This is a genomic window from Pseudomonas sp. St316, assembly GCF_018325905.1.
GTDB lineage: Bacteria > Pseudomonadota > Gammaproteobacteria > Pseudomonadales > Pseudomonadaceae > Aquipseudomonas.
In genome coordinates this window covers 5,746,013-5,758,372 of record NZ_AP021901.1, presented here as the reverse complement: position 1 = coordinate 5,758,372, position 12,360 = coordinate 5,746,013, and the positions used below count along the sequence as shown (strand labels likewise).

Annotated in this window: 12 protein-coding genes; 9 read left to right on the top strand and 3 right to left on the bottom strand. The window is 59.3% G+C overall.

Features of this window, described 5'->3' with window-relative positions; all coding sequences use genetic code 11:
- Positions 1–17: 17 nt before the first annotated feature.
- Complete coding sequence (locus KI237_RS25800) at positions 18–785, top strand: FCD domain-containing protein (RefSeq protein WP_212797598.1); 768 nt, start codon at positions 18–20, stop codon at positions 783–785.
- Positions 786–1,422: 637 nt separating this feature from the next.
- Here the strand turns inward: KI237_RS25800 and smpB are convergent.
- Positions 1,423–1,905, bottom strand: coding sequence for an SsrA-binding protein SmpB (smpB, locus tag KI237_RS25795; protein ID WP_042730880.1), 483 nt, complete (start codon positions 1,903–1,905; stop codon positions 1,423–1,425).
- Positions 1,906–2,022: 117 nt separating this feature from the next.
- On the opposite strand from smpB, the gene KI237_RS25790 reads away from it, so the two are divergent.
- From KI237_RS25790 to KI237_RS25780, 3 genes are read left to right on the top strand one after another with little or no spacing between them, the layout of a single operon-like run.
- Positions 2,023–3,426, top strand: coding sequence for a sodium-dependent transporter (locus KI237_RS25790; protein WP_212797597.1), 1,404 nt, complete (start codon positions 2,023–2,025; stop codon positions 3,424–3,426).
- A 7-nt stretch (positions 3,427–3,433) separates the two neighbouring features.
- Entirely contained in the window at positions 3,434–3,877 is a 444-nt protein-coding gene (locus KI237_RS25785) for a type II toxin-antitoxin system RatA family toxin (protein WP_024617726.1), read from the top strand.
- Positions 3,874–4,176: an RnfH family protein gene (locus KI237_RS25780; protein ID WP_212797596.1), complete on the top strand. Its 303-nt coding sequence runs from the start codon at positions 3,874–3,876 to the stop codon at positions 4,174–4,176. The genes KI237_RS25785 and KI237_RS25780 overlap by 4 nt, the downstream gene beginning before the upstream one ends.
- Before the next feature lie 58 nt (positions 4,177–4,234).
- Here KI237_RS25780 and KI237_RS25775 read toward each other — a convergent pair whose 3' ends face one another.
- On the bottom strand, positions 4,235–4,762 hold the full coding sequence (locus tag KI237_RS25775) for an outer membrane protein assembly factor BamE (RefSeq protein ID WP_212797595.1): 528 nt from the start codon (positions 4,760–4,762) through the stop codon (positions 4,235–4,237).
- Positions 4,763–4,859: 97 nt separating this feature from the next.
- On the opposite strand from KI237_RS25775, the gene fur reads away from it, so the two are divergent.
- Positions 4,860–5,264 (top strand): ferric iron uptake transcriptional regulator, encoded by a 405-nt coding sequence (gene fur / locus KI237_RS25770; protein ID WP_003197684.1) that lies wholly within the window; start codon positions 4,860–4,862, stop codon positions 5,262–5,264.
- A 77-nt stretch (positions 5,265–5,341) separates the two neighbouring features.
- On the opposite strand, the gene recN is transcribed toward fur, so the two are convergent.
- On the bottom strand, positions 5,342–7,015 hold the full coding sequence (gene recN / locus KI237_RS25765) for a DNA repair protein RecN (protein ID WP_212797594.1): 1,674 nt from the start codon (positions 7,013–7,015) through the stop codon (positions 5,342–5,344).
- Between the two features lie 242 nt (positions 7,016–7,257).
- Here recN and grpE point away from each other — a divergent pair, with 242 nt between their 5' ends.
- The 4 genes from grpE to dapB all read left to right on the top strand — a co-directional run bounded on the left by grpE (position 7,258) and on the right by dapB (position 12,246).
- Positions 7,258–7,824: a nucleotide exchange factor GrpE gene (gene grpE, locus KI237_RS25760; RefSeq protein ID WP_053118337.1), complete on the top strand. Its 567-nt coding sequence runs from the start codon at positions 7,258–7,260 to the stop codon at positions 7,822–7,824.
- A gap of 101 nt (positions 7,825–7,925) precedes the next feature.
- Positions 7,926–9,842: a molecular chaperone DnaK gene (gene dnaK, locus KI237_RS25755; protein ID WP_212797593.1), complete on the top strand. Its 1,917-nt coding sequence runs from the start codon at positions 7,926–7,928 to the stop codon at positions 9,840–9,842.
- Between the two features lie 463 nt (positions 9,843–10,305).
- Positions 10,306–11,430, top strand: a complete 1,125-nt coding sequence (gene dnaJ / locus KI237_RS25750; protein WP_003197693.1) for a molecular chaperone DnaJ — start codon at positions 10,306–10,308, stop codon at positions 11,428–11,430.
- Between the two features lie 9 nt (positions 11,431–11,439).
- Positions 11,440–12,246: a 4-hydroxy-tetrahydrodipicolinate reductase gene (gene dapB, locus KI237_RS25745; protein ID WP_003197696.1), complete on the top strand. Its 807-nt coding sequence runs from the start codon at positions 11,440–11,442 to the stop codon at positions 12,244–12,246.
- Positions 12,247–12,360 lie beyond the last annotated feature (114 nt).

The window sequence follows — 12,360 nt, the reverse complement described above, 5'->3', positions numbered from 1 at the left end:
TCGTGGAGAACTGAGTTATGGGGTTTGATCAGATTCGTCAGCGCCGTTTGTCTGACGATATTGTCGAGCGGCTTGAAGGCATGATCCTTGAGGGCACGCTCAAGTCCGGTGAGCGGCTGCCGGCCGAGCGGACCCTGGCTGAGCAATTCGGTGTGTCACGCCCTTCGTTGCGCGAGGCGATTCAGAAACTGGCGGCCAAAGGCTTGTTGGTCAGTCGCCAGGGCGGCGGCAACTATGTGGTGGAGTCGCTGGGCTCGACGTTCAGTGATCCGCTGCTGCAGCTTTTGGAAAGCAATCCCGAGGCGCAGCGTGATTTGTTGGAGTTCCGTCACACCCTGGAAGCGTCTTGCGCTTATTACGCGGCGCAGCGGGCCACGGAGGTGGATCGCGAGCGTCTGACGGCGGCCTTCGAAGAGCTGCAGGATTGTTACTCGCGCCACGACGAGGTGAGCCGGGCGGAGGAGGGTGCGGCGGATGCCCGGTTTCACCTGGCGATTGCCGAGGCCAGCCATAACGCGGTGTTGCTGCACACCATCCGCGGCCTGTTCGACCTGCTCAAGCGCAACGTCGTCACCAATATTGGCGGCATGTACAAGCAGCGCACTGAAACCCGCGACATGTTGATCAGCCAGCACCGGGAGTTGTACCAGGCCATTATGGACGGGCATGCCGAACAAGCGCGGGAAGTGTCCAGCCGGCATATTTTGTATGTGCAGGAAGTCTTGGAAGAGGTGCGCCAGGAAGTGCAGCGCGTGGCGCGTGCAGAGCGGCGCAAAGGAATGTAATCGCTCCCACAGTGGATCTTCAGGGAACACAGGATTTGTGTATTGCCGGGATCGGGTGTGGGAGCGAGCTTGCTCGCGAAAGCGGTCTGTCTGACGCATCAATGCCAGATGTGTCGACGCCATCGCGAGCAAGCTCGCTCTCGCAGTGGATCTTCAGGGAACACAGGATATGTGTACTGCCGGGATCGGGTGTGGGGGCGAGCTTGCTCGCGAAAGCGGTCTGTCTGACGCATCAATGCCGGATGGGTCGATGCCATCGCGAGCAGGCTCGCTCCCACATTGGATCTTCAGTGAACACAGGATCTGCGTATTGCCGGGATCGGGTGTGGGAGCGAGCTTGCTCGCGAAAGCGGTCTGTCTGACGCATCAATGCAGTATGCGTCGACGCTATCGCGAGCAAGCTCGCTCCCACAGTGGAACTTCAGTGAACACAGGATCTGTGTACTGCCGGGATCGGGTGTGGGAGCGAGCTTGCTCGCGAAAGCGGTCTGTCTGACGCATCAATGCCAGATGTGTCGACGCCATCGCGAGCAAGCTAGCTCCCACAGTGGATCTTCAGTGAACACAGGGTCTGTGTATTGCCGAGATCGGGTGTGGGAGCGAGCTTGCTCGCGAAAGCGGTCTCAAGGCGAAAGAATCAGTCTTCCTTGCCCTTGTTGCGCACCGCGCGCTGCAGCTCGCGGCCAGCATCGCGTTCGCGCTCGGTATCGCGCTTGTCGTATTCCTTCTTGCCCTTGCCCAGGGCAATTTCGCACTTGATCAAGTGCTTGCTCCAGTACAACGACGTGCAGACGCAGGTATAGCCCTTCTGCTGCACGGAGGCGAAGAGTTTCTCCAGCTCGCGCTTGTTAAGCAGCAGTTTGCGCGAACGTACTGGATCGGCAATCACGTGAGTGCTGGCGGTGGTCAGCGGCGTGATATGACTGCCTAGCAGCCACGCTTCGCCGTCCTTGAGCAGCACATAGCTGTCGACCAGTTGCGCCTTGCCGGCACGCAAGCTCTTTACTTCCCAGCCGGCCAGGACCATGCCAGCCTCGAAACGTTGTTCGATGAAGTAATCGTGTCGCGCCTTTTTGTTTTGCGCGATGGTCCCTGTGGGGTGTTTCTTCTGTTTAGCCATAGGGGCGGCATTATAGGCAGTTGCGTGCGTGTCGGCTACGGTGAAGCTGCGTGCTTGAGCACGTTGAGTGAATCCCGGACAATGCGGCCTCTTTTTCGAACGCTGGGCGTGATCACGATGTCGACAGACAAGGTTTCTGTCCACGGCAGTTGGGCTAGCCGCTGGGTCTTTATATTCGCTGCAACCGGTTCAGCGGTGGGGCTGGGCAGTATCTGGAAATTCCCCTACATGGTTGGCGTCTACGGTGGCGGCGCCTTCGTACTGATGTTCCTGGCGTGCATTGCGCTCATTGGCGCACCGGTGATGCTCGCCGAAACCCTGATCGGTCGTCGGGCCCGGCAAAGCCCGGCCAATGCCCTGAAAGTGCTGGCGGTGGAAGCCGGGCATTCGGCCAAATGGTCGTGGGGCGCCTTCGCCGGGATGATCACGGCGCTGTTGATCCTGTCTTTCTATAGTGTGGTCGGTGGCTGGTCGCTGGACTACATCATCGACATGGGGCGCGGGGATTTCCAAGGGGCCACGCCAGATCAGGTGGGCGCCTACTTCGGCAACGTCATCTCCGATCCCTGGAGGCTGACGCTCTGGCACACGATCTTCATGGTGCTCTCGGCGGTGGTGATTGCCCGAGGCGTGGTGGCCGGGCTTGAGCGCAGCCTGCGGATCATGATGCCGCTGCTGTTCGTGATGATCCTGGTGCTGCTGGGCTACAGCATAACCACTGGGCATTTCATGGAAGGCGTGCATTTCATGTTCGACTTCCAGCCGGAGAAAGTCCTGGACGGCCTGCTGCCGGCCATGGGGCATGCGTTTTTCTCCCTGAGTGTCGGGGTCGGTTCGATCATGATCTACGGCGCCTACATGCCCAAGAATGCCTCCCTGACCCGAACCGTCTTCGGCGTCGCACTGCTGGACACCTTCGTGTCGCTGCTGGCGGGTGTGGCATTGTTTCCGATTGTGTTCGCTGCCGGCCTGAACCCGAGTGAGGGGCCGGGGCTGATGTTCGTCAGCCTGCCTTTTGCCTTCGGCAGCATGGCGTTCGGCCAGATAATGGGCGTGGTGTTTTTCCTGCTGGTGGCGATCGCCGCCTGGAGTTCCGCCATCTCCCTGTTGGAACCCATGGTGGCTTACCTGGTTGAGCGGACCCGGCTCAGCCGCGCCTGGGTAACCTTCTGGTTGGCCTTCACCTGTTGGTTTGTCGGCCTGGGTACGGTGTTTTCCTTCAATATATGGAAACAAGCGAAGTTTTTCGTGAACGAAGGTGGGCTGTTCCATCTCTACCAGTGGGGAGCAACCGGAGGGCTGGACTTCTTCGGAGTGATTGATTTCTTCACCTCACGAATCATGCTGCCATTGGGTGGTTTGTGTTTCGTAGTGTTTGCAGGATGGATCATGGGACGTGAAGCGGTGCGTGATGAACTGTCGCTGCGCAGCCCGGTATTGTTTGGTTTGAGCCTGTTCTTGATGCGCTACGTGGCGCCCATTGGCATTCTTGTAGTGTTTGCCGCCCAGCTGTGGAAGTGACGCTTACATGACGACACATATTCAACGCTCGGCCTTGCTGCCCTACCCGGCGCAGGCGCTGTATGACCTGGTCAACGATGTGGCGAGCTACCCGGAGTTTTTGCCGTGGTGCTCGTCGGCCGAGGTGCTGGAGAGCTCTGAAACCCATATGCGCGCCAGCCTCAACATTGCCAAGAGCGGCTTGAGCCAGCGCTTCGTTACGCGCAATACGCTGGTGCCGGGGCAGTCCATCGAGATGAACCTGGAAGAAGGGCCTTTCAACCAGCTCCACGGTGTCTGGGTGTTCAAGCCGCTGGGTGAAAAGGCCTGCAAGATCAGCCTGGACCTGTCGTTCGACTACGCCGGTCCTCTGGTGCGGGCGACGTTAGGGCCGCTGTTCAATCAGGCCGCCAATACACTGGTCGATGCGTTCTGCCAGCGGGCCAAGCAGAATGCAGAGCTCAAGCGTTGATTGAGATAGAAGTGGTGTATGCCTCGGCGGAGCGTCAAGTCTTGCACACCTGCGTGGTGCAGGAAGGCACGAGTGTTCGCGCCGCACTGGCGGCATCGGGTATTGCCGATGTGTTTCCGGAACTGGATCTGGCGACTTGCCCTGTGGGGATTTTTGGCAAAGTGGTTGCCGATCCTGATCACCAGGTGGTGCAGGCGGCTGATCGACTGGAGATTTATCGACCGCTGTTGGCCGATCCGAAGGAAATTCGTCGCTTGCGCGCGGCCAAGGCTGCCCAGGCGCGTCAATCGGAGCAATAACCTGGCTTGAATGGCAGGCAATAAAAAACCCGGCATGCCGGGTTTTTTAGGCCGCAATTTATTGCGGCGAGGTGTCCAGGGGCTCTGGTGTCGGGACGGGTACGGTCTCGACTTTGTCCACGTCCTTCTGGATCTGGTCCAGCAGCGAACCTGGCTTGGCCGGTTTTTCCGGTTTCGGCTGTTCGGTATTCTGGGTCGGATCGGTAACGGTCGTGCCGCTGTCCTTGCCCAGGATGGCTTCGTCACGGCTCACGCCAGGCATGAAATCGCCCGACAGGCTGACGAGTTGGTCGTTGGGGCTAAAGATAACGCTGATGCGTTCCTGCTGGCGCTCACCGCCGCCTGGCTGCAAGCTGTACAGGTAATCCCAGCGATCGGCATGGAACGTGTCGGTCAGCAGGGGGTTGCCCATGATAAACCGTACTTGCCGGCGGGTCATTCCCGGGCGTAACTGGTCTATCATGTCCTGCGTGACGACATTGCCCTGCTGGATGTCGATTTTGTAAACCCCGGGGAATGAACAACCGGCGAGTGCGAGCAGTCCCACAAAGGTGAAACTGGTTAGCAAGAGCTTGGTGTTTTGCATCGGTGGGCGACTTCCACTATCTTGGCTGGGACAACGTAAACGCCGATCATACCCGCATTAAGAGAAGCTGCGAAGCAGCATCGCGAGAAAGCTGACCATGGTTGAAAATAGCGAACTACGCAAAGCCGGCCTCAAAGTGACCCTGCCACGGGTCAAGATTCTACAAATGCTCGACTCCGCCGAGCAACGCCACATGAGTGCCGAGGATGTCTACAAGGCGCTGATGGAGGCTGGTGAGGACGTCGGTCTGGCCACGGTTTACCGTGTTCTGACTCAGTTCGAGGCAGCTGGCCTTGTGGTGCGGCACAACTTCGACGGAGGCCATGCGGTCTTCGAACTGGACGACGGCAAGCATCACGACCATATGGTCAACGTCGAGACCAGCGAAGTGATTGAATTCTTCGACGAAGAAATCGAGCGGCTGCAGAAAGCAATCGTCGACAAGTATGGCTTCGAGATGGTTGATCACAATCTTGTGCTGTACGTACGCAAGAAAAAGTAAGCATGTCGCGCGGACTATCAAGGTTCGCGAAACGAACGAAGGCGACCCCCGGGTCGCCTTCGTGCTTTCCGCCGTTCTCAGATTTTCGCGGTAACGACCATTTTTTTCGCGTGGGCCAGGGATTCCTTGGTGAGGTCGATGCCCCCGAGCATTCGCGCCACTTCTTCCACGCGCTCGTTTTTGTTGAGCTTGGACACGGCCGTGCGAGTGGCATCCTCGCCGCGCACCTTGTGCACGAATAGATGCTGGTGTCCCTGGGCGGCGACCTGGGGCAGGTGAGTCACCGTCAGCACCTGGCCCCGCTCCCCCAGCCGGCGCAGCAACTGGCCGACAATTTCCGCGGTTGGGCCACCGATACCCACGTCCACTTCGTCGAATACCAGCGTCGGCACGCGAGAGGTCTGTGCGGTGATGACCTGGATGGCCAGGCTGATCCGTGACAGCTCGCCGCCGGAGGCGACTTTGGCCAGGGCCTTGAGCGGTTGCCCGGGGTTGGCGCTGACCAGTAGTTCCACTTGCTCCAGGCCATTGGGCTGGAGTTCGTCGCCAGCGTTGGGGCGCAATTCGATGGTGAAGCGCCCGCCGGGCATGCCCAGGCGCTGGATTTCCTGCTCCACGGCGCTGGCCAGCCCTGTTGCGGCGTGCTGCCGCAGTTCACTGAGCTCCTTGGCCTTTTCCTGGTAATGACGGGCATAAGAAGCCAGTTCATCCGCCAGGCGCTCGATGGATTCATCGTTGGCGTTCAGGGTTTCCAGTTCTTCCAGCAGCCGCTGCTGGAGTTCGGCAACATCGGTCGGCTGGATGCGGTGCTTGCGCGCCAGTGTATAGATGGTGTCCAGGCGCTCTTCCAGGTACTGCAGGCGGGCGGGGTCGGCATCGAAATGATCGAGGAAGCGGTTCAGTTCCCCGACGGCTTCTTCGACCTGGATCTGCGCACTCGTCAGCAGGTTGGTCGCTTCGTTCAGGGCGCCTACCGAATTGTTCACGCTGGAAAGTCGGTTCAAGCTCGCCGTCAGGGCATTGAGCACATTGCCTGAATCGCTCTCGCTGCATTGTTCGACCACTTGCCGGCAAATGCCCAGCAGGGTTTCGGCGTTGGTCAGGTTCTTGTGTTCCTGCTCCAGTTCTTCCAGTTCATTTTCACCCAGGGCCAGGTTTTCCAGCTCTTCGAGCTGGTAGCTCAATAACTGGTGACGTGCGCGCTGTTCGTCGCCGGAGTTGGAGAGGCGATCCAGTTCCTGTCGGGTTTGGCGCCAGCGTTGGGCCGCCAGTTGGACCTGTCGGGCCAGGTCCGTGGCGCCGGCGTACTCATCCAGCAGGCGACGGTGGGTATCGGTCTTGAGCAGGGATTGATGTTCATGCTGGCTGTGAATGTCGATCAGCAGCTCGCCGAGGGCCTTGAGGTCGCCCAATGGGCACGGGGTGCCGTTGATGTAGCCTCGGGAGCGGCCTTCAGCGGTGATGACCCGGCGCAGGATGCACAGGCCGTCGGTGTCCAGGTCGCGTTCGGCCAGCCAGGCGCTGGCCTCGGGGATGTCGACCAGGTCGAACGTCGCCAGGATGTCGGCTTTGTCCGCTCCGGGGCGCACCACGCCACTGTCGGCGCGGTCGCCCAGCGTCAGGCCCAGGGCATCGAGCATGATCGACTTGCCCGCGCCGGTTTCACCGGTGATCACACTCATGCCTCGATCAAGTTCGAGGTCGAGGTGTTCGACGATGGCGTAGTTGTGTACGGACAGGTGCACCAGCATAAAGGCCGCTCCCAGGCTTTAGGTCTGGTTATTTATACAGTGTTTTGTTTTGGCCTGACAATGCCCTCGCTTAGCTCGATTTGCTTGGATAAGTGATTTTCTTAGCGCGGCGGGGAATGGTTATGCAGCTGTTTTTTGTAAGGTTAATTCGTCAGATGCCCCTTGAAGCTGCAAAACCCGACCCCATATACCGGGGCAGAAGCGCGAGTTGAGCTCGCGGACGAAGTTGAGAGGAGAAATCTATGGCTGACGAACAGACGCAGGACACGCAAAATCTAGACGCCAATCAGGCTTCCCAGGATTCCGGTGAAGACCTGGCGGCACGTGTACAAGTGCTCGAGGAGCAACTGGCCGGTGCGCAGGATCAGGCGTTGCGTGTAGCAGCCGACCTGCAGAATGTCCGCCGTCGCGCCGAGCAAGATGTAGAGAAGGCTCATAAATTCGCCCTGGAGCGTTTCGCTGGCGATCTGCTGCCGATCATCGACAGCCTGGAGCGTGGCCTGGAGCTGTCCAACCCGGATGACGAAAATATTCGTCCGATGCGTGAAGGCATCGAGCTGACCCTGAAAATGTTCCAGGACACCCTCAAGCGTTATCAGCTCGAAACCCTTGATCCGCATGGCGAACCCTTCAACGCCGAGCACCACCAGGCCATGGCGATGCAGGAAAGTGCCGACGTCGAGCCAAACAGTGTGCTGAAGGTTTTCCAGAAGGGCTATTTGCTTAACGGTCGTTTGCTGCGCCCGGCCATGGTCGTGGTCAGCAAGGCGCCGGCGCCGGTTTCGCCTTCTATTGATGAGCAGGCTTGAAATCGGTCATAGCGGCCCCATCTATAAGTCAAGCGTTTAAGTGCTACCGCAGTTAGCCACCACTGCTGCGGCAACAAAATCCAAGTTTCGGGAGAGTTAACATGGGCAAGATTATCGGTATCGACCTGGGGACCACCAACTCGTGCGTCTCCGTGCTGGAAAACGGCAAGGCCAAAGTCATCGAAAACGCTGAAGGCGCGCGTACTACGCCGTCGATCATCGCTTACGCCAATGATGGCGAGATTCTGGTTGGCCAGTCGGCCAAGCGTCAGGCAGTGACCAATCCGCATAACACCCTGTACGCGGTGAAGCGTCTGATCGGTCGCAAGTTCGACGAAGACGTCGTCCAGAAAGACATCAAGATGGTGCCTTACAAAATCGCCAAGGCTGATAACGGCGACGCCTGGGTTGAAGTGAATGGCCAGAAAATGGCGCCGCCACAGATCTCGGCTGAAATCCTCAAGAAAATGAAGAAAACCGCCGAAGATTACCTCGGCGAAGCGGTGACTGAGGCGGTCATTACTGTTCCTGCCTATTTCAACGACAGCCAGCGCCAGGCGACCAAAGACGCCGGCCGCATCGCGGGCCTGGACGTAAAACGTATCATCAACGAACCGACCGCGGCTGCCCTGGCCTACGGTATGGACAAGGCCAAGGGCGATCACACCGTGATCGTTTATGACCTGGGTGGCGGTACCTTCGACGTTTCCGTGATCGAGATCGCTGAAGTCGACGGCGAGCATCAGTTCGAAGTATTGGCAACCAACGGCGACACGTTCCTCGGTGGTGAAGACTTCGACATCCGCCTGATCGACTACCTCGTCGACGAGTTCAAGAAAGAAAGCGGCATGAACCTCAAGGGTGACCCGCTGGCCATGCAGCGCCTGAAAGAAGCCGCTGAAAAAGCCAAGATCGAACTGTCCTCGAGCCAGTCGACCGACGTGAACCTGCCGTACATCACTGCAGACGCCACCGGTCCTAAGCACCTGAACGTAAAAATCTCCCGCGCCAAGCTTGAAGCGCTGGTGGAAGACCTGGTTCAGCGCACCATCGAGCCTTGCCGCATCGCCATGAAAGACGCCGGTATCGACGTTGGCTCGATCAACGACGTGATCCTGGTTGGCGGTCAGACCCGTATGCCACTGGTTCAGAAGCTGGTGACCGATTTCTTCGGCAAAGAAGCCCGTAAAGACGTCAACCCTGACGAAGCTGTTGCCATGGGTGCTGCTATCCAGGGCGCGGTATTGGCCGGTGACGTGAAAGACGTTCTGCTGCTCGACGTCAGCCCGCTGACCCTGGGTATCGAAACCATGGGCGGCGTAATGACCGCGCTGATCGAGAAAAACACCACGATTCCTACCAAGAAATCCCAAGTGTTCTCGACGGCCGACGACAACCAGGGCGCAGTGACCATTCACGTACTGCAAGGTGAGCGTAAGCAAGCCGCACAGAACAAGTCCCTGGGCAAGTTCGACCTGGCCGAGATTCCACCAGCACCACGTGGCGTGCCACAAATCGAAGTGACCTTCGACATCGACGCCAACGGCATCCTGCACGTCGGCGCGAAGGACAAGGCAACTGGCAAGACCCAGTCGATTGTGATCAAGGCCAACTCCGGTCTGTCCGAGGAAGAAATTCAGCAGATGGTTCGCGATGCTGAAGTCAACGCCGAGGAAGACCGCAAGTTCGAAGAGCTGGCCAGTGCTCGCAACCAGGGCGATGCCTTGGTGCACTCGACTCGCAAAATGATCGCTGATGCTGGCGAAAAAGTGACTGCAGAAGAGAAAACTGCCATCGAAGCGGCCGTGGTTGCCCTGGAAGCTGCCGTCAAAGGCGACGACAAGGCCGCCATCGAAGCGAAGATCGAAGAGCTGTCCAAGGTCTCCGCGCCAGTGGCTCAGAAGATGTACGCCGAACAGGCTCAGCCTGCAGAAGGCGCGGCTGCGCAGGGCGAATCGGCCGAGAAAGCCGACGACGTCGTTGACGCCGAGTTCGAAGAAGTGAAAGACCACAAGTAATCGCTTGTTGGTCGGCCGGTTGACTGCATTTGTGCGGTGGCTGGTAGGATGTCGCCGCGCGGGAGCTTGCTCCCGCGTTGGCGTGTCTGGAGTCAGTGAATTTTTACAGCATGCGACAACGCTCGGATGCTGGCGGTGTGATCGGGAATGCTCCTGCTTTCCGAGCAACGGACGCCGCGTTTTGGCCGGAGCCCTGGCTGAAAGATAAGGGTTTGTAGGAGAAGTCGCCGAGCGGCGATCAGGCAAGGCGAAAGCAGGCGAGAAAGCGGAGTTTACTTTAGTAGATGAGCATTTCGAGCCTGCTTTCAACGCCGCCTGATCGTCGCGCAGGCACTTCTCCTGCAAGCCCAAGACCAGGATCGTTGAATTGACGTATGTTGGGTCCGGGCCTGTATTGGGGCTCAACGAGTTTGGCAAGGTTCAGGAGAGGTTTGCCGGACGTCCTATAAGAGTGCAAAGACTAATGGCAAAGCGTGACTTTTACGAAGTATTGGGTGTCGAGCGGGGGGCCAGCGAGGCAGACCTGAAAAAGGCCTATCGTCGCCTGGCGATGAAGCACCACCCGGACCGTAATCCCGGCGACAAAGCGTCGGAAGAGATGTTCAAGGAGGCCAACGAGGCCTACGAAGTACTGTCCGATTCGAGCAAGCGCGCGGCTTACGACCAGTATGGTCATGCCGGCGTCGACCCAAGCATGGGCGGCGGCGGTGCCGGTTTCGGCGGTCAGAACTTTTCCGATATTTTCGGTGATGTGTTCAGCGATTTCTTTGGTGGCGGTCGTGGCGGTGCCCGTGGCGGCGCCCAGCGTGGCAGTGATCTGCGCTACACGCTGGAGTTGAACCTGGAAGAGGCGGTGCGTGGTACCACCGTCAATATCCGTGTTCCAACACTGGTCAATTGCAAGCCGTGCGATGGCTCGGGTGCCAAGAAGGGCTCCTCGCCCGTTACGTGCCCGACCTGTGGTGGCATCGGTCAGGTCCGCATGCAGCAGGGCTTCTTCTCGGTGCAGCAGACCTGCCCGCGTTGCCATGGCCAAGGCAAGATCATTTCCGATCCGTGCGACTCCTGCCACGGCGAAGGGCGTGTCGAAGAGTACAAGACGCTGTCGGTCAAAGTGCCGGCCGGTGTCGATACCGGTGATCGCATTCGCCTGTCCGGCGAAGGCGAGGCGGGTGCCCAGGGTGGCCCAACTGGCGACCTGTATGTGGTCATCAACGTGCGCGAGCATGCAATTTTCCAACGCGACGGCAAGCACCTGTTCTGCGAAGTGCCGATCAGCTTCGTCGATGCGGCCTTGGGTGGTGAGCTTGAGATCCCGACCCTGGACGGTCGCGTCAAGCTGAAAATCCCCGAGGGCACCCAGACCGGCAAGCAGTTCCGGATTCGCGGCAAAGGTGTCGCGCCAGTGCGTGGCGGTGGTGCGGGTGACCTGATGTGCCGTGTGGCGGTGGAGACTCCGGTCAACCTGGGGCGGCGTCAGCGTGAGCTGTTGGAGGAATTTCGCAACTCGCTGGCGGATGACAACAGCCACTCCCCGAAAACCACCGGTTGGTTCGAAGGCGTGAAGCGCTTCTTCGGCGACCTGTAAGGAGTTCGCATGCGACGTATAGCTGTGATGGGCGCTGCGGGGCGCATGGGCAAGGCACTGGTCGAGGCGGTGCAGCAGCGCTCGCCGCTTTCCGGCCTGACCGCGGCCATCGTTCGGCCCGACAGCACGCTGGTCGGCGCCGATGCGGGCGAGTTGGCCTCGCTGGGGCGTATCGGCGTGCCGATGTCCGGCGGCCTGGAGAAAGTGCTCGACGAGTTCGATGTACTGATCGATTTCACCCTGCCGGAAGTGATGCTGAAAAACCTCGCGATCTGCCGCAAGCACGGCAAAGCCATGGTGATCGGTACGACGGGCCTGGATGCCGCGCAAAAGCAATTGCTGGCCGATGCGGGCAAGGACATTCCGATCGTGTTCGCTGCAAACTTCAGCGTCGGCGTGAACCTGTCGCTGAAGCTGCTGGACATGGCGGCCCGGGTCTTGGGTGACGATGCGGATATCGAGATTATCGAGGCGCATCACCGGCACAAGATCGACGCGCCTTCGGGAACGGCCTTGCGCATGGGCGAAGTGATTGCCGATGCGCTGGGTCGCGATCTGCAGGAAGTGGCTGTGTATGGGCGCCAGGGGCACACCGGTGCTCGTGAGCGCAGCACCATCGGTTTCGCCACTGTGCGTGGCGGTGATGTGGTGGGCGACCACACCGTGCTGTTCGCCACCGAAGGCGAGCGCCTGGAGATCACCCACAAGGCGTCAAGCCGGATGACGTTCGCCAAGGGCGCTGTACGTGCCGCGCTGTGGCTGGATGGCCGCGAGCCTGGTTTGTACGACATGCAGGACGTTCTCGACCTGCGTTGATGCCCTTAAGCGCGGGGTTCAGGTTATACTGAGCCCCGTTTTACACCGCTTCGCGACGGCCTGTCGCATTCCCCTGCCTTTAAGGCTCATTAGCGGTGGACCAAAAAAGCCTTT

Bases quoted from the DNA above. Each gene is read 5' to 3' on its own strand.
- recN (WP_212797594.1), bottom strand. From the start codon at position 7,015: ATGCTGGTGCACCTGTCCGTACACAACTACGCCATCGTCGAACACCTC.
- dnaJ (WP_003197693.1), top strand. From the start codon at position 10,306: ATGGCAAAGCGTGACTTTTACGAAGTATTGGGTGTCGAGCGGGGGGCC.
- fur (WP_003197684.1), top strand. From the start codon at position 4,860: ATGGTTGAAAATAGCGAACTACGCAAAGCCGGCCTCAAAGTGACCCTG.
- KI237_RS25785 (WP_024617726.1), top strand. From the start codon at position 3,434: ATGACGACACATATTCAACGCTCGGCCTTGCTGCCCTACCCGGCGCAG.
- KI237_RS25790 (WP_212797597.1), top strand. From the start codon at position 2,023: ATGTCGACAGACAAGGTTTCTGTCCACGGCAGTTGGGCTAGCCGCTGG.
- grpE (WP_053118337.1), top strand. From the start codon at position 7,258: ATGGCTGACGAACAGACGCAGGACACGCAAAATCTAGACGCCAATCAG.
- dnaK (WP_212797593.1), top strand. From the start codon at position 7,926: ATGGGCAAGATTATCGGTATCGACCTGGGGACCACCAACTCGTGCGTC.
- KI237_RS25800 (WP_212797598.1), top strand. From the start codon at position 18: ATGGGGTTTGATCAGATTCGTCAGCGCCGTTTGTCTGACGATATTGTC.
- KI237_RS25775 (WP_212797595.1), bottom strand. From the start codon at position 4,762: ATGCAAAACACCAAGCTCTTGCTAACCAGTTTCACCTTTGTGGGACTG.
- dapB (WP_003197696.1), top strand. From the start codon at position 11,440: ATGCGACGTATAGCTGTGATGGGCGCTGCGGGGCGCATGGGCAAGGCA.
- smpB (WP_042730880.1), bottom strand. From the start codon at position 1,905: ATGGCTAAACAGAAGAAACACCCCACAGGGACCATCGCGCAAAACAAA.